Source organism: Vibrio sp. G-C-1 (assembly GCF_021728015.1).
GTDB classification, from domain to species: Bacteria; Pseudomonadota; Gammaproteobacteria; order Enterobacterales; family Vibrionaceae; genus Vibrio; species Vibrio splendidus.
In genome coordinates this window covers 61,886-83,666 of record NZ_JAKKCR010000011.1, presented here as the reverse complement: position 1 = coordinate 83,666, position 21,781 = coordinate 61,886, and the positions used below count along the sequence as shown (strand labels likewise).

The window sequence follows — 21,781 nt, the reverse complement described above, 5'->3', positions numbered from 1 at the left end:
CAACGGGTACTTTCATAAACTAATCTTTCGAACTGCTAGAATCTGCTTAGGTGCTTAGGTAGAATTGCACACCAAATAGTCTTGGGATTGAGTCTTGTATTCGTGTACGAGATGTCACAAGGCGGTGATATTCGCAATTTACTCACTCTTAAGAGGTTTGGTATGAAAGATTTTCTAATCGCTCCATCGATTTTGTCTGCAGATTTTGCTCGTCTTGGTGAAGACGTAGAAAAAGTACTCGCAGCCGGTGCCGACGTTGTGCACTTCGATGTGATGGATAACCATTACGTACCTAACCTGACTTTTGGTGCACCGATCTGTAAAGCGTTGCGCGACTACGGCATCACAGCTCCTATCGATGTTCACCTAATGGTTAAGCCAGTAGACAGCATCGTACCTGAGTTTGCTAAAGCCGGCGCATCAATGATTACCTTCCACGTTGAAGCGTCTGAGCACGTTGACCGTACTCTACAGCTAATCAAAGAACACGGCTGTAAAGCGGGTGTCGTACTTAACCCAGCAACGCCACTTTCTTGCCTTGATTACATCTTAGATAAAGTAGATATGATTCTACTAATGTCTGTGAACCCTGGCTTTGGCGGTCAATCTTTCATTCCTCACACACTCGATAAGCTGCGCGCTGTTCGTAAACTTATTGATGAATCAGGCCGTGATATCCGCCTTGAGATTGATGGCGGCGTGAAGGTAGATAATATCCGTGAAATCGCAGAAGCGGGCGCAGATATGTTCGTTGCCGGTTCAGCTATCTTCAATCAACCAGATTACAAAGAAGTGATTGATGAGATGCGTGCAGAGCTTGCAAAAGTTAACGCATAAAAGTAGAACTAGGGTCTGTTGACCTAAAATCAAAAAATTTAAATTAAGGGGCTAATTGGCCCCTTTTTTACGTCTTGGAGCTCAACTCATAAGACGAACATAATAAATAGGAAAGTAAGATGTCATTAAGCTCAATAAAACTGATTGCCTTTGATTTGGATGGAACCTTGTTAGATAGCGTGCCTGATTTGGCTGTCGCCGCTGACCAAGCTTGTCAGGAACTGGGTTTTTCTTCAGTAAGCGAAGAACAAGTTCGCGACTATGTGGGTAATGGTGCTGATGTTCTTATTGGACGTTCATTGAGCCGTAATCTTACGGTTGATCCAAGCCTTGAACCTGATCTTTTGAAGAAAGCGCGTATCCTGTTTGATGATTTCTATGAGCAGGGCGGCCATAAGCTAAGCCACCTTTATCCATCGGTTAAAGAGACGTTAGCTGAGCTAGATAAAGCGGGCTTCACCATGGCGCTTGTCACCAACAAGCCATCGAAATTTGTACCAGATGTTCTGGCGCAGCACGGTATCGATAAGTACTTTGTTGATGTGTTGGGTGGCGACTCTTTCCCAGAGAAAAAGCCGAACCCAGTAGCGTTGAACTGGTTGCTGGAAAAGCATAATGTGAAGGCTGAAGATATGCTGATGGTAGGCGATTCAAGCAACGACATCAAAGCGGCTAAGAACGCAGGCTGCCACTCGTTTGGTCTGACTTACGGCTATAACCACGGTGAGCCGATTTCAGTATCAAACCCTGACTATGTCGCAGACAACATTGCACAATTACTAGATGTCGTTCTAGTTTCAGCATAAAGCGGACAAAAGTTAGCTAACCTACTAGCAAAATACTTATCAATGAGTACACTGGATGAGCCGTACAGAAGAGCTGTGCGGCTTTCTATTTTAAAGTTAAGAAGCTAAGTTTTTCAGACACTAGGTTAAGAAACTAAGTTAACGAGCTTAGCGAACAAGCAAAGGAATTAAAAGCATGAGCAAGCCCATCGTATTGAGTGGTGTTCAACCATCTGGTGAACTAAGTATCGGTAACTACTTGGGTGCTCTACGTCAATGGCAACAGATGCAAGATGATTACGATTGCCAATACTGTGTTGTAGACCTTCACGCAATTACGGTTCGCCAAGATCCGAAAGCACTGCATGAAGCGACCCTAGACGCATTAGCAATCTGTCTTGCTGTCGGTGTTGATCCAAAGAAGAGCACGCTATTTGTTCAGTCACACGTACCAGAGCATGCTCAACTTGGTTGGCTTCTTAACTGTTACACACAAATGGGTGAACTGAGCCGTATGACTCAGTTTAAAGATAAGTCTGCACGTCACTCAAACGACGTAAACGTAGGCCTATACGACTACCCAGTGTTGATGGCTGCAGACATCCTGCTTTACGGTGCTCACCAGGTGCCAGTAGGTAGCGACCAGAAACAACACTTAGAGCTAGCGCGTGATATCGCAAATCGCTTTAACAACATCTACGGCCCTGAAACGCCAATCTTCCAAGTGCCAGAACCTTACATTCCAACAGTGAATGCACGTGTAATGAGCCTGCAAGATGCGACTAAGAAGATGTCTAAGTCGGATGACAACCGTAAGAACGTAATTACTCTGCTAGAAGAGCCTAAGTCGATCATCAAGAAGATCAACAAAGCGCAAACGGATGCAGAAACGCCACCACGTATTGCTCACGATTGGGAAAACAAAGCGGGTATCTCTAACCTAATGGGTCTGTACTCTGCAGCGACGGGTAAAACGTTCGAAGAGATCGAAGCGCAATACCAAGGCGTTGAAATGTACGGTCCGTTCAAGAAAGATGTAGGCGCAGCATTGGTTGAGATGCTTGAGCCGATCCAAGCTGAATACCACCGTATCCGTGCTGATCGTGCTTACATGGATGCAGTAATGAAAGCGGGTGCAGAAAAAGCCTCTGAGCGCGCTGCCGTGACACTGAAAAAAGCATACGAAGCAGTTGGTTTTGTTACTCGCCCGTAGTTACTAAGAGCTTTACTTCTCCTCTATCTAAGCCTCTATTATGTAGAGGCTTTTTTGATCCATCATCTTTCCTCTGATTCTTTCTATTTAAGCGACTAATCAATTATTGGAACATTCTATCTATTATTCCTAATTATAATAATCATGAAAAACTAGTGATTATTAATATCTGAGACCCTAATGGGTGAAATATTAATAAGAAATTATCATTACTATTAATATTTTGCATATCACTGGTTAGACCATCTTTCTGAGACATTGAACTGATTTTCCGTATTAATTAGAAATATCATTTCTGATGTTACTTCTTCTGTTGAATTTATAATCAAACTCGTAATATTCATTATATAAATGTGAAACACAACTCATTTATGGTGTTTATTGCTTTATCGAATTACATAAAAATAAGAGATTACACAGGTTTAATATAACCAGATGAGTTTGGCTATCTCTAGAATCACACTTGTGAATCTGTACTGTTTTACGTATAAATTTTCACCAAAAATATATTTATAAAATAACAAGGTGCTTTTTTTACGCCAACTAGATTTGGAACGATATTCCATTTCGAATGTTAATTTAAAGGAAATAAGTGATGTTAAAAAGAAATGCAGTGGCACTAGCTATTTCTTCTTTGTTTATGGTATCGGCAGTAAATGCTGTAACCATTTATGAAAATGAAAGAGGTGACTTTGTAAAACTCTATGGAGAAGTTGGTGTTGGTGGGCATATCGGTTCTAATTTTGAATATGATGAGTTTTACGCAGACCAATCCTTCATCGATGATTCTTTCGCAACCATGGGTGTGAAAGGTAAGAACGACAAGATGCATTACCGTTTAGAGCTAGATTATGAACGTGAGAATTGGGCATATGGCTCGGGTGATATGGTTCTGGCGATCGATAAAGTCTTTATTGGATACGATCTTTACAAGAGCAAGAACCAAGAGCACTACGTAGAGGTAGGTCTAACCGATACTGCATTTGATGACTACGACAAGTGGGGTGATTTTACCTTTGATACTACGGTAGAAACGGGTGAAGCGGGTGACCAAGACATGACGGCTAAGTATGAAGGTAAATACTTCGGTGTGATCAAAGTAGGCGCCTCTTACACCAACCGCGCAGAATCTTCTTCTGGCTCTGATCTTGGTGAAGTCGTTAGTGGTTACATTGGTTACTTTGGCGATCGCTTTTCTATGGTTGCTGGTGCGGAAGGACGCGGTGGTTCTGATGGTAAATCAAAATATGGTGAGCAGCGCCTACTAGGTGCAGGTGCACGCCTTGCTGTGACAGAAACATTCCACCTTGGTGTAAATGCATTCTACGAAGAAGAAGATATTGGCGAATGTACTTTATGGCAAGAGGATGATTTTACTGGAGAAAGACAGTGTATTGGCGTGTTTAATGAGTACGAAACTCAAGAGAATAAAGGTTACCTTGCGTCTGCTAAATATCTGCTGACAGACAACTGGGAGTTCACTGCATCATACAACTTCGAAGAGTATGAGAAGTGGGAGATTGATAACCGTAACGAGCAAGCGGCCAGTGGAAATGATAAGTACAGCTGGGGCGATGAACGCGTATGGAGCACGTTCGGTGTTAACTACCGTCCTACACCTTCTAGCGTGATTGCGCTTGAGTGGAACACTGGTGAAGCAGCACAAGATGCTTACGCTTACGCGCGTGTTTACTTCTAATTAAATCAGAGAGATATCGAAAATGAACAAAAAAATGACTCTACTTGCTGGTGCGATTAGTAGTGTGCTTAGCGGTGCTGCGTTAGCGGATATCAATAATATTCTGATTACAGAATATGTAGAATCTAGCGTTGATAGCTATGCAATTAACAGTGCCATTGAAATTAGCAATACCGGTACAACGCCATTCACGTTTACTGATCACGCTCTGTATTATAGCGGTTACAAAAATAAAGTTTTAAAGCCGGATGATGCAACTCCAGTATTAAAAGATGTCACCATTGCGGCAGGTGAGAGTATTGTTGTTGTGGGCGATAACGCGACTTCTGATTTGAAAGATGCGGTTGCAGCTAATGGTGCGACGATCGTGTATTCAGGTAGTTACGGCGGCATTGGGCATGACGCACTGAACTTTAACGGTGATGATCCTGTATGGATTGGTGCAGATGATAACCCAAACACCATTCACGACATTATTGGTGTTAGCGGTTCAACTTGGGGTAAAGAGGTTACTTTGCGTCGTACAAACGATGCAACAACGCCAGACAGTGCGTATGTCGAACTGCATTGGGCTAACGTAGGTACGGATGTTTACGAAGACCTCGGTAAGCTGACTCTTGAAGAGCCACCAACGCCGCCGCCGCCGCCAGTAGAAGTCACAATCGCTGAAGTGCAGGGCACTGGTAAATTCTCTCCGCTGGTTGAAGCAGAGTTTGGAACGCCATTAAAAGAAGACAAATTTTATGAGACAGAAGCGTCATACAAACTAACAGCGTATGTTGGTTACGTATTGCCAAGTGCTGGTAGTGGTCTTTCAAAAGGCTTCTTCCTTTACGATAACGATGGCAACCCGTTGACCTCAGATGGTCTGTTTGTATTCTCAGGCACTCAACCCGCCGTCGGTACAGAAGTGACTGTGGTTGGTACCGTTCGTGAATACTTTGGTCAAACACAGTTTAATATGTCAGGAAACTGGGTAGAAACTGGCAATAGCGTTACTCCTCCTAGCCCTATTGAGTTAAAACGTCTTCCTGAAGATGGTGCTTCTTTTGCAAACACGTTAGAGCGTCATGAGGGCATGTTCGTTAAGCTTGTTGAAGATATGGATGACAATAAGGACGGTAATCAAGATATGCGCGTAACACGTGCATTCGCTTTCGATTTCGAACTTTACCACAAAGGTCAGTTCCGTAATAACTTAGCTCTTGCGTATGAAACACCAAACTTCCATCCGAACCAAGAGTATGTAGCAGGCAGCTTTGAGTCGATTGCTAAGATTGAACAGAACCGCGATGCAACTCTGCTCCTAGACAGTGAAAAAGCACCAAGTAACGGCAAAATTCCTTACTACTCCAACTTTAGCTACGACAACCCAATTCGTATTAATGACGGCATTAATAACGTAGAAGGTGTGATTGCGTATACCTACGATGAATATCGTTTTGTGGTGAAAGACCCTGATGCGGGCGGTTATCAGATGACAAGTGCTGATATTACTCCTAACACACCACGTCCAGTTTCAAGCTCTGGTGAGTATGACATCGTTAATGAAGAGTACGATGCAGGCTTTACCGTGAAAGTGGCGACACAAAACGTGTTGAACCTGTTCAACTCACCATACGGTGGCAGTGCGAACCAACATGGTGATAACCGTGGCGCAGAATCAGAAGAAGAATACGAACTGCAGAAAGCAAAAATTGTAGAGGCTATCTACGGTCTAGATGCAGATATTCTTGGTTTGATGGAAATCGAGAACAACGGTTTTGGTGACTTTGGTGCAATCAAGACGCTTCTAGCTTCTGTTAACGCAAAATACAATGAAGAAGATTACGCGAAGCGCGGTGATCAAGACTCGATCCACAATCGCTATGTGTTCGTTGGCTTCGATAAGAATGGCGATACCATTTTGGATCAAAACGACACGATTGGTACAGATGCGATTACGTCGGGTGTGATTTACCGTCCGTCTAAAGTTTCGATTGTGTCAGGTAAAATTATTCAAATGCCTGAGCAGCATGCTCCGCTAGTGGAATACCCTGATGGTGGTGCGGTTATTGATGGTGACGGTGCAGTTCGTGAAAGTGGTGACAACTATCAACGTAACACAGTTGCGGCGACCTTCCATGTTCTAAATACCGGTAAACGTCTAACTGTTGCGATTAACCACTTAAAATCAAAAGGTTCGACTTGTCATGAAGATTGGGTTGGTTGGGAAACTTGGGCTGATTTCGATCCGGTAAATGATGATGTTCGCAACGATGACTACCAAGGTTCGTGTGAAAACTTCCGTGTATCGGCTGCATACCAGCTAGGTACAGAAATGGCAAAAATTGGTGGCGACCAAGTGGTATTGGGTGACATGAACTCATACACCTACGAAGATCCAATGCTTGTTCTTACTGAGAACCCAACTGGTAAAAACATTTACGCATCAAGCTACACCCTTGTTGGTGATGAAGTGTTTGAAAAGAATGGTCAAAAGATCACGACAACATTTGGCTACCTAAATGCGGTTGACTTGAAAACACCAGTAGGCAAAACAGCTTGGAGTTACTCATACAACAACGAGATCGGTTCTCTGGACCATCTTCTAATCACGCCTTCACTGAAAGATCGTTTGGTTGATGCTGCTGACTGGCATATCAATGCGGCTGAATCTTCATTGAATGATTACAGCAACTACAAGAAAGCATCTGATGAGGCTTCTAACCCATTCGCTAGAGAAACACCAATTCGTTCTTCTGACCACGATCCAGCAATGGTATCGCTAGGCTACAAGTACGGCGAAGCGGGTGAGTCGAATGTGAATATTGCTGTGAAGAGCGGCCGTGCTGACATTGCATTCCCGGTTTCGGCTGATGCGAGATCTGGTGATGTTGCTGAAATCTCTATTTCTCCACAACCACAAAATGTCTCTTTGCCGAAAGTAACGTTAAGTCAAGACGGTGCACAAACAGTAATGTTTGACGTGGTTGGTCTTGATACGGGTACTTATACGATTTCCATGAAGCTAATCGGTGACCGTGTTGCTGCACAAAATGCTGGGGCATCTTCTTCTCAAGTTATTGAGTCGATGACAATGGCTACCAACATTAGCAAGCAAGATTCAAGCAATGTTTCGCCAGTGACTCCTGAATACGATGGTTCAGGTGGTAGCTTCGGCTTCGGTGCTCTGTTGTCACTGATGGGTCTTGGTTTCCTACGCCGCCGTCGTCAGTAACTGATAAAAGGGTTAGTAATTTTTACTAACCCTTTCTTTTGAGTAAAGCCTAGGAAACACAGCGTTAACTTGGCTGATATGGATATAAATCTGTTTACCTTTGAGGTTCAAACATGAAAAAAAGTTTAATAGCGATTGCTGTTGGTGCGGTTATCGCACCTATGGCAAATGCGAATATCATCATCTCTGAGATCACTGAAGGCTCAGGGAGCAATAAAGCAATTGAAATTGCCAATGTCGGCTCTTCTTCTGCTAATTTGGATGGATATACCGTCGATCTTGCACCAAATGGTGGTGATTGGAACAGCAGTCAATCTTTAGATGGTGTGACATTGGCATCGGGCCAAACTTACGTCATCGTCAACGCAAGCGCTGATGCTGAACTAAAAGGCAAAGGTGACGTTGAATCTACAGTGACTTACTTCAATGGTAATGATGCAGTAGCAGTGCGAAACAATGGCAGTGTTGTTGATATCGTCGGTGCTGGCGATGGCAGTAAGTTCAATGAAAACGTTACTTTACGCCGAACGGCTATGTCTCCAAGTACAACTTATGATGCGGATAAGTTTGAAGTTGTAGATATGAATGATTGGAGTGATTTTGGCAAAGTTGAGCTAGGTGGCGGTGCCGGTGAAGTTGTTATTACTGAATATGTAGAAGGCAGCTCAAACAACAAGGCGATCGAACTCTATAACAATGGCTCTGAAGATATCGACCTAACGGGCTATAAATTAGTTCGTTATAAAGATGGTGATGAGACTCCATTGGATATGGTGATCCTTGACGGACAAACATTACCTGCGAAATCGGTACTGGTTGTTCTGCACGACTCAGCAACTATAACGTTAGATGATGGCGTAAGCTCTATTACGGGTGGTTTGTATCACAATGGTGGTGATGCCGTCGGTCTGTTCAATGGTGATAGCCTAGTTGATGTTGTTGGCGCGGTTCCGACAGCGAGTGGTTGGGGTAAAGATGTTACTTTGCAAAGAAATGGTACTTCACCGTCAGCTACTTACAATGAATCGGACTGGACAGAGCTAGCGAAAGACACATTTGATGGCTTAGGTAAAGTTAATGGCTCGGTTGACCCAGATCCCGATCCAGATCCATCGCCAGATACTCTGATCAGTGAACTCCAGGGCGATTCTTGGGCTTCTCCATACACAGACCCAGCCAATGGTAAGTTCATCTCTGATGAAACCTTCACAGTTGAAGGGGTTATCACTGCGATTCAAAGTGAAGCGCTTGATGGTGATGTTGCAGTCGGTTTCTACATGCAAGATGAAACGCCGGACAGCGATCCAAAAACATCAGATGGTATCTTTGTTGTCGGTGATATAACAGGCTTAAGTGTGGGTGATAAGGTTCAGGTCAATGGTCCTGTCGAGGAAAACTTTGGTTGGACTCAAATCCCTGCAACAACTATTAAAGCTGTCGGTACTGGCTCTGTAACGGCTGTGAACCTGGAGCAAGTTGCTTCGGACTCGGAATTTGATTTCACCCTAGAACGTCATGAAGGCATGCTTGTTAACATAACTTCTGCGGTTGATATGCGCGTTTCACGTAGCTACAGCATGGATGAGGGACCTCAGCGTTACAACCTAGTCCTTAGCCAAGGAAAAGAAAGCGTTCATCCGAACCAAGCGAACTTCCCGGGTACTGACGAAGCCGAAAAAGCAGCGGACTGTAATGATGACGCACGCTTAGTGGTTGAATCATTTGCAAAAGATACTGTTGGCGCACCGGCATGGTACCCAGACTTTGCTAAAACAGATATTGATCAAAATGGTTCGACAGAAGATTTCATTCGTGTTGGCGACCGAGCAAGTAACCTTCAGGGGGTGCTTGGGTACTCTTACTCAGACTACCGTTTCTATGTAACGGAAGATGCGAACAACGATACTTTCATTGCACGTGGTAATAACCGTGACTTAGCACCTAAAGTTGATGCGGGTGACGTTCGTATTGCAACGTTTAACGTCCAAGAGTTCTTCAATAGCTTGCAGGGTGGCGGTGAGAGCAATGACTTCTTAGCGTTTGATGCTACACCTGGAGCGCAAGATTCAACTCAGTTTGATCACCAAACAGCAAAGCTTGTTGCGGCGTTAACTGCATTGGATGCTGACATCGTTGGTTTGATGGAAATTGAAAACAACGGCTTTGAAGAAAGCTCAGCGATTTCTTACCTAGTAACTCAGCTTAATGCTGATCTTCCAGAGGCTAAGCAGTACAACATTGCTAGCAGTGAAGGACTAACAACGGTAGGTGAGCTAGCGACAGCGAACTTTGTTATTTTCCGTCCGAGTACAGTTGGCTTAGATTCACTACAAGTGATCCCTATGCCAAAGCAAGAAGCGGAAAATGGTGAGTTTACGACTCAGCATGCAGCGGTTGTACCAGTATTCTCATTTAAAGATCGTGAAGAGAAACTTGTAGTTGCAGTAAACCACTTTGCTGATAAAGATCAAATTTGTCTAGAAGATACATCGGATGACGATCGCCAAGGCGGTTGTGAGAATCTACGTGTGTCTGCTGCGGATTACCTAGGCCAGAAGTTGGCTAAGATGGAAGGCGAAAAAGTCATTCTTGGTAGTCTAAATGCATTTAATAACGAAGATGCTATCACAGTACTGACAGATCGTTCTGGCGCACCTGAAAATTACGAGATCAAGACGGCTGAGAAAACCTTTATAGGGGAAGAGTCTCTGCACGAAGAAGGCGTGATTGTTGCCGATAGCTATGGTTTTGAAAACGTAATGCAGATTGTAGATCCAAATAGCTACAACGTAGTTCAAGGGGATGAGAATGGCAGCCTTGACTACATTCTGACTTCTGCGGGACTTAAGTCGAAAGTTATTGGTGCAACCCATTGGAATATCAACGCTAGTGAATCTCAAACGTTGGATTCTAGGCATGAGCTTGGCCAAGCGTACTCGGACTCATTCCGCGCAGCAGGTCATGATCCAGTTGTGCTATCAATCGCCTTTGCTGGTAAACCAATTGATCCTGTTGACCCAGTATTCCCTGATCCAGATCAACCTGTGCAGCCGGGTACGCCAGTCGAGCTTCCTGATGAGCCTATTAACGAACCTCGTCCACAGGCTCCTATCGGTGGCGGTACCTTTAATCACTTTGTTGACCTCACTCAGTATTCAGATTCTGCTTACTTAAAAGTGGGAGACGAAGTGTCGGTGAGCTTCAATAATGCAACTCAAGCCTTTGTCGCGACCTCTTCAAATGTTCAAAAAGACGTTCTTGATCAGTTCGAAATTGCGCTGGGTTGGACGGAAGTACCTATCTCAGGTTTAGAGGTTGGTGACTACACGGTAACAACAGCTGTGGAGGGTAAAGTGATTGAAACGAAGCAAGTGTCTATTACTCAAATGAGTGATTCTGGCAGCGATGGTGGTTCATTTGGCCTAGGCGGTCTATTGAGCCTATTAGGACTTGGCTTCCTACGTCGTCGTTTTAACAAGTAACCTCATTGCATTAAGGAGTAGGGGCTTTACTGCCCCTAATTAAAAGTATGAAAAAGACACTACTGATTTTACTTATCCCGTGTACATTCAGTGTTAATGCGGCATATGAACAAGCACATGATCCACATGTTGTCGGCACGCTACCTAAGGTAACTTGTCAAACAACGATTGTTGAGCCACCAGTTCCACCAGGTGAAGTACACAATCCTGATGGCTACTACGACAGCGCATTGAACAAAACAGGCGACGAGCTGAAAGATGCACTGAACAACATCATATCAACGGGGATTACACAGCTCTCTTATGGTGACGTATGGGATGCTCTCGCTACGACTGATGAAGATCCAAACTACAGCAGTAACGTAATTCTGATGTATACCGGTCGCTCACAGCTGAAAACATTTACCAGCAGCGGCAACAACGATGGTGATGCTTGGAACCGTGAGCACAGTTACCCTAAATCGAATGGTGAGTTCAATGACAGTCGTGCTGCAGCATATACGGACATTCACCACCTTCGACCAACAGACGCGTCTATCAACTCTGAGCGCGGTAACCTAGAGTTTGATAATGGTGGTTCGCCAACTTCAGAATCTCCAGAAGCGGGTAACTTAAAAGACGGCGATTCATTTGAGCCTCGTGATGAGGTGAAGGGTGATGTTGCTCGTATGATGTTCTACATGGCAACTCGCTATGAAGGCAGAGATACCAGCGATGTATCTAACCCAGACCTTGAACTTGTGCCGAGCGTAACTAATAACGGCGCTGCTTTAGGTAATGTTTGTGTACTTTTAGAATGGAATGAGCAAGACCCAGTTGATCACTTTGAATTCAACCGCAACAGCAAAATTCAAAAGATTCAGGGCAACCGTAACCCATTCGTAGATAACCCTCATTGGGGTGATACTATCTTCGAGAAAGATTGTAAGTAATTTTAATAAAGTGATATGAGGCGCCTAGTGCGCCTCTTCTTTATTGGTCTCGTTTAAATAGTAAATAAGTAGAAAGACTTGCCTTTCTAATCTCTTACTGCACAATACACCCTGTTATTTTCTTCAGTACTACTACGATTTCGACCCATGTTACTTATCATCGATAACTACGACTCTTTTACCTATAACTTGTATCAGTATTTCTGTGAGTTAGGGGTCACTGTAAAAGTTGTTCGCAACGATGAGATTGATATTGCGGGTATTGAAGCGCTGAATCCTAGCCATTTAGTTATCTCGCCAGGTCCTTGTACGCCTGATGATGCGGGAATCTCTCTGCAAGTTATTGAACACTTCGTGGGTAAACTGCCGATCTTAGGTGTGTGTCTTGGTCATCAAGCCATCGCTCAAGTGTTTGGTGGTGAAGTAGTACGAGCCAGACAAGTGATGCACGGTAAAACCTCTCCAATACGCCACAATGGTAAGAGCGTTTTTCAAGGGCTTAATAACCCTCTAACTGTGACACGTTACCATTCCCTAGTGGTAAAAAATGGCACGCTTCCTGACTGCTTTGAACTGACGTCTTGGACGGAATTTGAAGATGGCAGCATGGATGAGATCATGGGGTATCAACACAAAACCTTGCCGATTGATGCGGTGCAATTTCACCCTGAGTCGATTAAAACAGAGCAAGGACACCAGCTTCTCGCTAACTTCTTAGCGCGTTGAGTGTTTAAATTTGACCCTTTCTCCGTCTAAATAAGCCAGTTAAACCTGTTAGCCCATTCGTTAAGCGTTTAAATTCGGGCGCTACGCGTCTCTTACTCCTCTGACGCTGATCACTTTTTATAACATTTCTCCCTCTTAAGGCTAAGTTTTTAGCCTATGCAAAATTATTCGCCTTATTTCGTCTCGAACCCAATATACCGCAATGCCAGTAAGGCTTTGCCGTTGCAGGTTATACGTTTAGGTAAAAAAAGCTTCATAAAACAGATTGATTGATGCATAAATAGTCATAGGTAGTGACGTTTAGCTGGTTGTTAGGGATAGCTAAAGAATAATCTACTATTGAAAACGTTAATTAAATGTAAATATAATGCTGCAGCGGGATTATGGCGAGAGAAAATATCTTTGTCTCACTTATGAACCAGTACGCTTATTTGCGAAGCTTGCGGTATCGAAAAGGAATGTACGATGACAGTGGAAAAAAAAGTAGAACGTAGTCTGTTTAATGAGGTGATGGTGCCTTGTTATAACCCAATGGAAATGATCCCGGTAAAAGGGGAAGGCGCACGCGTTTGGGACCAACAAGGCCGAGAGTATATCGACTTTGCTGGCGGTATCGCTGTGAGCTGTTTGGGTCACTGTCACCCAGCAATGGTTAACGCAGTTACTGAGCAAGCAAACAAGATTTGGCATTTAAGTAATGTCATGACCAACGAACCTGCATTGCGTTTAGCGAAGAAGCTAACCGACGTATGTTTTGCAGAAAAAGTATTCTTTGCCAACTCTGGTGCTGAAGCGAACGAAGCAGCATTGAAGCTAGCTCGTCGTTGGGCAGCGGATGTTCACGGTCCTGAGAAGTCTGAAATCATTGCATTCAAACAAGGTTTCCACGGTCGTACTTTCTTTACCGTAACTGTGGGTGGTCAAGAGGCTTACTCTGATGGCTTCGGTCCTAAACCGGGCGATGTAACTCACCTGCCTTACAACGATATTGCCGCGCTAGAAGCGCACATCTCAGATCGCACATGTGCAATCATGATGGAACCTCTGCAAGGCGAGGGCGGTATCATCTCTCCAACATCTGAGTTCGTGAACACGGTTCGTGAATTGTGTGACAAGCACAATGCGCTGCTTATCTTTGATGAAGTGCAAACAGGTAATGGTCGTACGGGTAATTTCTACGCTTACCAAGGCCTAGGTGTAACACCTGATATTCTAAGCACAGCGAAATCACTAGGTGGCGGTTTCCCTATCGGCGCAATGCTAACAACGTCTGAGCTTGCGACGCACCTAAAAGTCGGTACGCACGGTTCTACTTACGGTGGTAATCCACTGGCGTGTGCCGTTGCTGAAGCGGTTGTTGATGTCGTTAGCCAACCGGAAACGCTAGCTGGCGTGAAAGAACGTGAAGCAATGTTCCGTGATGGTTTAGCTAAGATTAACGATAAATACCAAATATTCAGTGAAGTTCGCGGTAAAGGCCTATTGCTAGGTGCTGCACTTAATGAAGCATGGCAAGGTCGTGCTCGTGATGTATTGGTAGCAGCAGGCGAACAAGGCTTGATGGTACTGGTTGCGGGTGCAAACGTGGTTCGTTTTACTCCATCACTGGTTATCACTACACAAGAAATTGAAGAAGGTTTATCAAAACTAGACAAAGCAATCGCTACGCTAGTTTAGCCTGAGCGGCGTCATAGGAATGATCGCCATTAGAGCGATCCCATGACGTACTGCTAAAGGCCCAAGATTCTCGTTTTGGGCCTGTTTTGCATCTGGAGGGAATATTGATGCTAGTTGTTCGCCCAATAAAATTATCTGATTACGATGCGCTGCATACCTGCGCGGTTGAATCTGGTCACGGATTCACATCTCTTCCGGTTAACGAAGAACTGTTAACCAACCGTATTACTCATTCTGAATACAGCTTTGCTAAACAAGACGTGACTGAACCTGGTGATGAAGGCTACCTAATGGTTGGCTTCGACACTGAAACGGGAGAAGTCGCAGGCACGACAGGCATCGAAGCCTCAATTGGCTGGGATGTTCCCTTTTACTCTTACCACATCAGTAAAGTGGTTCACTCATCGCAAAAGCTTGGCGTGAATAACGTCGTTAAGCTGCTGACTTTTGGCAATAACTACACCGGATGCAGTGAAATCTGCACACTGTTCTTGCGCCCGGCTTTCCGTGGTGGATTGAATGGTCGTTTGATGTCTAAGTGTCGCTTCTTGATCATGTCAGAGCACCCAGAGCGTTTCTCGAAAACGATTTTTGCTGAGATGCGTGGTGTATCGGATGCGGAAGGTAACTCTCCTTTCTGGCAGTGGCTGCAAGAGCATTTCTTCTCGATTGATTTTACGCTCGCCGATTACCTAACGGGTATTGGTAAGAAAGGCTTCATTGCTGACCTAATGCCGAAGTTACCTATCTATGTGAACTTGCTGAGCAAAGAAGCTCAGGCGGTGATTGGAGAGGTTCATGACAATACGCGCCCTGCACTTAAGTTGCTGGAACGTGAAGGTTTCACCAACCGTGGCTATGTTGACATCTTTGATGGGGGCCCAACGGTTGAGTGTGATCTAAGAAATATCGAGTCAGTGCGTCATGCGATTCGAGCTCAAGTGACAATTGCAGAGCATTCAAGCTCTAAAGACTTCCTCATTGGTAATACCTCGTTTGAGAACTTCCGCGCAGTAGCCGCGAAAGGCGCGTATGACCAAGCTAGCGACACAGTGATTTTATCATCTGAAGTAGCAAGCGCTCTTGAAGTAAAAGAAGGCGAATTCGTTCGCATGTTGGCTCAGTAAGAGCGGCGATTATCTGTCGAAGATTTTAAGGATAGAAGTATGACTCAGTGGATAGCAGGACAGTGGGTGGCAGGTCAAGGCGACGCCATGACATCAGTAAGCCCATACAATAATGAAGTCGTGTGGCAAGGCGATAGTGCAACACCAGCACAGGTTGAATCTGCAGTAGCAGCGGCGCGTGACGCTTTCTTAGTATGGAAAAAATTGAGCTTTGCAGAGCGTGAAGCGATCGTATTGAACTTTGCTGAGAAGGTAAAAGAGAACAGCGAAGAAATTGCACAGATTATTGCAAAAGAGACGGGTAAACCGATTTGGGAAACTCGCACTGAAGCGGGTGCGATGGCGGGTAAAATCGCTATCTCTATTCGTGCTTACCACGAACGTACGGGTGAAGCTTCACGTGAAGCCGCTGGCAACCAAATCGTACTACGTCATCGCCCATTAGGCGTAATGGCGGTATTTGGTCCTTACAACTTCCCTGGTCATCTGCCTAACGGTCATATTGTTCCGGCATTGCTATCGGGTAATACCGTGGTATTTAAGCCGTCAGAGCAGACACCTTGGACGGGTGAGTTTGCGATGAAACTATGGCAAGAAGCAGGCCTTCCAGCTGGCGTGATTAACCTAGTGCAAGGCGCTAAAGAAACCGGTATCGCACTGGCTGATGCTAAAGGTCTTGATGGCGTGCTATTTACGGGCAGTGCTAATACCGGTCATATCCTTCACCGTCAGTTTGCTGGTCAACCGGGCAAAATGTTGGCGCTAGAGATGGGCGGCAACAACCCTATGGTGATCACTGACCAATTTGGTGATGCTGACGCGACGGTTTATACCATTATCCAGTCGGCCTTCATCAGTGCGGGCCAACGTTGTACATGTGCACGTCGTTTGTATGTTCCTGTTGGCGAGAAGGGCGATCAACTGCTCGATAAGCTCGTTGCGGCTACCTTGAAGATTCGTGTTGATCAGCCATTCGCTGAGCCAGCACCCTTCATGGGCCCACAGATCTCTGAAGCTGCGGCTAAGTTTATTCTGGACGCGCAAGCGAATCTGCAATCGTTAGGCGGTGTCAGCCTAGTAGAAGCAAAAGCGGGTCAAGCGGCGTTTGTTTCTCCGGGCATTATCGATGCAACCAACATTGCTGAACTGCCAGATGAAGAGTATTTCGGCCCATTACTGCAAGTGGTTCGTTATCAATCGCTAGAGCAAGCCGTTGAACTGGCTAATGACACACGCTTTGGTTTGTCTGCAGGATTAGTTTCAACAGACGATTCAGAGTGGGAATACTTCGTTGACCATATCCGTGCGGGCATTGTTAACCGTAACCGCCAGCTAACAGGCGCAAGTGGTGATGCACCATTTGGTGGTCCGGGTGCTTCAGGTAACCTACGTCCAAGTGCGTACTATGCAGCTGACTACTGTGCTTACCCTATGGCTTCAATGGAAGGTGGTGAAACTCAACTGCCGGCTACATTTAGCCCAGGTATTGAGCTGTAGTTTTGGCTTTTAAGCTATAACTTGATGAATCACAAGCTTATGAGCTCTAGGTTCATGAATAACAGATTCATTGGTTAATTGAGTAATAAGGAAGTGGTGTTATCGCTTCCTTTTTCCATCACGTCCAACACCTAGATTGGGCGGTAGATAATAATAGAACAAGTATGTCACAGGCTGATGGCTGCTGACTCTGTGTCCAGCCTCTCCCTCTCTAATCCAAATTACTAGCTTGCTAGAACCTCTGACAAGGAGTCACCATGACGCCCGATCTACTCTTTAAATCACTATGGGACGATTACATTCATAGGCTTTGTCCATCGGCTGAGAAAGTGCATCACTTGCTGAAAGAAGACGAAGCCCTGATTAATGATCACATTGCACTGCGTACTTTCAATGTTGCACCGCTAGGTATTGAAACATTGGCTAAACCTTTCCTTGAGTTAGGTTACAAGGCGTGTGGCGATTACTTATTTGAGAGCAAGAAGCTAGTGGCTAAGCACTACGAGCACCCAGATCCAAACCAACCGAAAGTGTTCATTAGTGAGTTGAAGGTAGAAGAGTGTTCAAGTGACTTACAACAGATCGTTGCTAAGTTGGTTGAGCAAGTGGACGCAAGCAAGCTTCAAGGTCATGAGTTCTTGTTTGGTGGTCGCCTTTGGGATCTGAGCTTCGCGGATTTCCAAGTTTTAGCAAAAGAGAGTGAATACGCGTCTTGGCTAGCGGCTCATGGTTACGGTGCAAACCACTTTACGGTGAGTGTGAACCAGCTTAATGAGTTCGATGAAGTACAGACTGTGAATGACTATTTGAGTGATTCAGGTTTCACGATCAATGCATCTGGCGGTCAGGTTAAAGGCTCTCCAGAGGTCTTATTAGAGCAATCATCTACAATGGCAGACAAAGTCCCAGTTTCATTTGTTGGAGGCAATGAGGTGATTCCTGGTGGCTTCTATGAGTTCGCTAAGCGTTATGCGATGGCGAATGGTGAGCTTTATACAGGATTTGTTGCAGCATCGGCTGACAAGATCTTTGAGAGCACCAACGGTTAAATAAAGATATGAGCACGGGCTTTACCCTAAAGATGCGAGTACGCTTCGCTTCGAGGAAGTTTACAAATAGGATTCAGTGAGTTCTTCTCGTATCTCGCATCTGCTCTCTAGATCTTTAGAAAACAAAAAAGCCACCAAATTTGCATTTGGTGGCTTTCAAATTTTTGGCTCAGTTAATCGAGATTAACGAGTGCCGTATACCACGATAGTTTTACCGTGTGCAGAAATTAGGTTCTGCTCTTCTAGCATCTTCAAGATACGACCTACTGTCTCACGAGAACAACCAACAATCTGGCCAATCTCTTGACGAGTGATCTTGATTTGCATGCCGTCAGGGTGAGTCATTGCATCTGGCTGTTTCGCTAGGTTAAGTAGCGTTTGAGCGATACGACCTGTTACGTCAAGGAACGCTAAGTCACCAACCTTTTGGCTAGTTACTTGTAGACGATTTGCCATTTGCGCTGAAAGGCGCATTAGGATATCTGGGTTCACTTGGATAAGTTGACGGAATTTCTTGAAAGAAATTTCAGCTACTTCACAAGGAGATTTTGCACGAACCCATGCAGTACGCTCTTGGTCTTCTTCGAAGAGGCCAAGTTCACCAATGAAGTCACCTTGGTTTAGGTAAGAAAGAATCATTTCCTTACCTTCTTCGTCTTTGATAAGAACTGCCACAGAACCTTTAACGATGTAGTACAAGGTTTCTGCCTTTTCACCAGCATGAATCAAAGTACTTTTTGAAGGGTACTTATGAATATGACAGTGTGAAAGGAACCACTCTAATGTTGGATCGGTTTGGGGTTTACCTAGAACCATAATATCTTACTTCCTCTGCAGGGTATGCTTGCCGCTTTCCGTATTTTAGCTAAGCCTGGATTGACTTGTAGGATAAGAGCACTCGTTGAGCGCTGCAAGCTATCTTGTGTTTCGTTTAAGAATAGTATCCTTTTTCAGGTACTATTTCTTGATTTTAATCGTGACCAAGCCACGATTTTTTACGCAAAATTGTGCACATGATCACGGTATGAAAAGTAATCAACCAGAATGGCGTCTTGTTAACCTATTTTTCCGGTTTCGATGAGCTGTTGTAGGATGGGCCTTACAATGAGCTCCATAGCAAAACTCATCTTGCCACCTGGCACCACAAGCGTGTTGTGGCGTGACATAAATGAGCCATCTATCATAGCCAGAAGGTAGGGGAAATCGACGTTTTTGATGCCACGCAAACGTATAACCACGAAGCTTTCGTCTAAACTTGGAATCCCTTTAGCGTTAAGTGGGTTCGATGTATCTACGGTTGGGACACGCTGGAAGTTGATGTGAGTACGCGAAAATTGTGGGGTGATGTAATTAAGGTAATCATCCATTGAGCGAACAATGGAATCCATTACTGCTTCGCGTGAGTGCCCACGATCGCGTGTGTCACGAACGAATTTTTGGATCCACTCAAGGTTGACGATTGGCACCATGCCGATCAGCAAGTCGACGTGTTGTGAGACATTGATGTCGCCATCTACCACGCCACCATGAAGACCTTCGTAGAACATCACATCGGAATTTTCTGGGATCTCTTGCCATGGCGTAAAGGTGCCCGGCATTTGATTGTAAGGCACGGCTTCATCGAAGGTATGTAGGTAACTACGGACTTTACCCGTGCCTTCATTACCGTATTGACGGAAGAACTCTTCTAATGCGCCAAAATCGTTGGCTTGTGGACCAAAGTAGCTGATGTGCTTACCTTGCTCGCGAGCCTTACGGATCTCGACATCCATCTCTGGTCGAGTGAAGCGATGGAAACTATCCCCTTCAACCCAAGCGGCCTTCACGTCCATCATATTGAACATTTTTCGGAAGGCTTCTGAGGTAGTGGTGGTGCCGGCTCCTGATGAACCCGTCACCGCAATAATTGGATGTTTAGCGGACATGACAACCCTTGTCTTTTGAGTAACTTACTTGTTAGCAATCGTTTACCACTATAACACGGCTCCTTTATGAGCGCAGCCTAGAAGCGTTTTGTGACTTGAATATCAACGGTTTCATGCAGCTCAGAAAATACGATGCTGACTTCCTTTGAGGCTAATTGATGTTTCACTTGGTCAATCTTGTTTTGCAATGAAACCTCTACGTCACCGTAGTCTGTGCCTTCACGCAGCACGAATTCTTTAATGAGGTTTTCCAGTGTTTCTGGCGCAATGTCTTGCCATGGGATGATCATAAATACTTCTCTCTTTTATGTTCATAAATAGGTTTATTGATGTGTTGATTACTGTGTTTAGTGACGTCTACTACTCAGTCCTTAAAAAAGGCTCGGCCATTATGCCGAATCTTGGATACTTTCATAGTAAGCAGGTAATGCTTCTTCTAACCAAAACCTTGGTTTGAGCGTGCTACCGGTAATGAACCCCACATGGCCGCCTTTTTGAAACAGGCGATAGTCGATGTTGTCAGGTAACACGAACTTTGGAATTACGTCGTCTGTCATAAACGGATCGTCTTTGGCATGGATGATCTGAGTCGGTAGTTTAATCTTATTAAGTTTAGGAAGTGCTGAGCACTGAGCATAGTAGTCCTGAGCATTCTTGAACCCGTGCAGAGGCGCAGTAATCCGTTCATCAAACTCATACAGCTTGTCTATCTTCTTAATGGTTTCGGCTGTGATACCGAGCTTTTCTTGCAACAGCTTAATCTTTTTCAAGGCATTCGATTTGAGAGAGTTGAGCAGGTACTTTTTATAGAGCTTAGAGAAACCTCGCTCAATACGACTAGAGCAACAAGCCAGATCAAAAGGTGCAGAGACAATCGTCGCCGCCGACAGCAATGGGTCGTCCGCGTACTCAGCCAAATAGTTCGCCAGCATGTTACCGCCCAAAGAGATACCAACCGCTACCTTAGGGTTATTGGGAAACTGGGCGTGTAGATGTCTTAGGAAAAAGCGCGCATCTTCGACTTCACCAGAATGATAAGCGCGAGCCAAGCGATTTGGTTTTCCGCTGCAACCTCTAAAGTGCATCATCACTGATAGCCAGCCATCTTTAGCAAAGGCATTCATCAGTCCGTTGGCATAAGGGCTCTCAAAGCTTCCCTCTAAGCCATGGAATAGAACGAATATCGGCTTGTTACTTCGAGCCTCATTACTTGAGGTGTCACCCTCTGGTGATTCGCTCCAAGCAAGATCGAGAAAGTCACCGTCGGGTGTTTCTAAGGTTTGCCATTGAGGGTCAAACAACGCCTGCTTTCTAATAAATCGTGGCACTAAGGTTTGTAAGTGCGGATTAGATAAACCAGCGGCTGCGGTAAATATTGTCATAAAAACAGTCCATGCTTCTTTTATGGGCTTTGATAAAGTGTTGAGCTTTTAGCGAAACGCCCACGTTTTTATTTGAGCTTGGTTGATTCTCGGTATAAGCGCAAGGGTTTCACTGATACGGGCTACAAAAACAAGGCGTAGGTAACTAGTTGAATATTGTCGAGATTGAGCTTCAAACATATTGCCAGTCATGCGCGCCACTCCCGTGTGAAAACGAAGAGCGATACTAC

Annotated in this window: 16 protein-coding genes; 12 read left to right on the top strand and 4 right to left on the bottom strand. The window is 44.8% G+C overall.

Features of this window, described 5'->3' with window-relative positions; translation table 11 throughout:
- The first annotated feature begins 162 nt into the window (after positions 1 to 162).
- The 12 genes from rpe to L3V36_RS16495 all read left to right on the top strand — a co-directional run bounded on the left by rpe (position 163) and on the right by L3V36_RS16495 (position 18,244).
- Complete coding sequence (gene rpe, locus L3V36_RS16550) at positions 163 to 837, top strand: ribulose-phosphate 3-epimerase (RefSeq protein ID WP_029222055.1); 675 nt, start codon at positions 163 to 165, stop codon at positions 835 to 837.
- A 119-nt stretch (positions 838 to 956) separates the two neighbouring features.
- Positions 957 to 1,643 (top strand): phosphoglycolate phosphatase, encoded by a 687-nt coding sequence (locus tag L3V36_RS16545; protein ID WP_017077621.1) that lies wholly within the window; start codon positions 957 to 959, stop codon positions 1,641 to 1,643.
- Positions 1,644 to 1,818: 175 nt separating this feature from the next.
- Entirely contained in the window at positions 1,819 to 2,835 is a 1,017-nt protein-coding gene (gene trpS, locus L3V36_RS16540) for a tryptophan--tRNA ligase (RefSeq protein WP_004729658.1), read from the top strand.
- A 595-nt stretch (positions 2,836 to 3,430) separates the two neighbouring features.
- Entirely contained in the window at positions 3,431 to 4,534 is a 1,104-nt protein-coding gene (locus L3V36_RS16535) for a porin (RefSeq protein ID WP_102447455.1), read from the top strand.
- 22 nt (positions 4,535 to 4,556) lie between these two features.
- Positions 4,557 to 7,754 (top strand): ExeM/NucH family extracellular endonuclease, encoded by a 3,198-nt coding sequence (locus L3V36_RS16530; RefSeq protein WP_208775125.1) that lies wholly within the window; start codon positions 4,557 to 4,559, stop codon positions 7,752 to 7,754.
- Positions 7,755 to 7,867: 113 nt separating this feature from the next.
- Positions 7,868 to 11,236 (top strand): ExeM/NucH family extracellular endonuclease, encoded by a 3,369-nt coding sequence (locus L3V36_RS16525; RefSeq protein ID WP_208775127.1) that lies wholly within the window; start codon positions 7,868 to 7,870, stop codon positions 11,234 to 11,236.
- A 47-nt stretch (positions 11,237 to 11,283) separates the two neighbouring features.
- Positions 11,284 to 12,168 carry an endonuclease gene (locus L3V36_RS16520; RefSeq protein WP_102447452.1) on the top strand — a complete coding sequence of 295 codons (885 nt, stop codon included), beginning with the start codon at positions 11,284 to 11,286 and terminating at the stop codon, positions 12,166 to 12,168.
- 147 nt (positions 12,169 to 12,315) lie between these two features.
- Entirely contained in the window at positions 12,316 to 12,894 is a 579-nt protein-coding gene (locus tag L3V36_RS16515; protein WP_009848915.1) for an aminodeoxychorismate/anthranilate synthase component II, read from the top strand.
- A gap of 465 nt (positions 12,895 to 13,359) precedes the next feature.
- Complete coding sequence (locus L3V36_RS16510) at positions 13,360 to 14,571, top strand: aspartate aminotransferase family protein (protein WP_076668796.1); 1,212 nt, start codon at positions 13,360 to 13,362, stop codon at positions 14,569 to 14,571.
- 107 nt (positions 14,572 to 14,678) lie between these two features.
- Positions 14,679 to 15,698, top strand: coding sequence for an arginine N-succinyltransferase (astA, locus tag L3V36_RS16505; protein ID WP_004729654.1), 1,020 nt, complete (start codon positions 14,679 to 14,681; stop codon positions 15,696 to 15,698).
- 39 nt (positions 15,699 to 15,737) lie between these two features.
- Positions 15,738 to 17,195 (top strand): succinylglutamate-semialdehyde dehydrogenase, encoded by a 1,458-nt coding sequence (astD, locus tag L3V36_RS16500; protein ID WP_017085988.1) that lies wholly within the window; start codon positions 15,738 to 15,740, stop codon positions 17,193 to 17,195.
- 257 nt (positions 17,196 to 17,452) lie between these two features.
- A complete protein-coding gene (locus L3V36_RS16495; protein WP_102441706.1) occupies positions 17,453 to 18,244 on the top strand; it encodes a DUF1338 domain-containing protein in 792 nt (263 codons plus the stop codon).
- A 183-nt stretch (positions 18,245 to 18,427) separates the two neighbouring features.
- On the opposite strand, the gene crp is transcribed toward L3V36_RS16495, so the two are convergent.
- From crp to L3V36_RS16475, 4 genes are all read right to left on the bottom strand, one after another.
- Positions 18,428 to 19,060 carry a cAMP-activated global transcriptional regulator CRP gene (gene crp, locus L3V36_RS16490; protein ID WP_004729651.1) on the bottom strand — a complete coding sequence of 211 codons (633 nt, stop codon included), beginning with the start codon at positions 19,058 to 19,060 and terminating at the stop codon, positions 18,428 to 18,430.
- Between the two features lie 239 nt (positions 19,061 to 19,299).
- Positions 19,300 to 20,169: a phosphoribulokinase gene (locus L3V36_RS16485; RefSeq protein ID WP_004729650.1), complete on the bottom strand. Its 870-nt coding sequence runs from the start codon at positions 20,167 to 20,169 to the stop codon at positions 19,300 to 19,302.
- A gap of 77 nt (positions 20,170 to 20,246) precedes the next feature.
- Positions 20,247 to 20,459: a YheU family protein gene (locus L3V36_RS16480; protein WP_004729649.1), complete on the bottom strand. Its 213-nt coding sequence runs from the start codon at positions 20,457 to 20,459 to the stop codon at positions 20,247 to 20,249.
- A 99-nt stretch (positions 20,460 to 20,558) separates the two neighbouring features.
- Positions 20,559 to 21,551: a hydrolase gene (locus L3V36_RS16475; protein ID WP_102447448.1), complete on the bottom strand. Its 993-nt coding sequence runs from the start codon at positions 21,549 to 21,551 to the stop codon at positions 20,559 to 20,561.
- Positions 21,552 to 21,781: the final 230 nt, after the last annotated feature.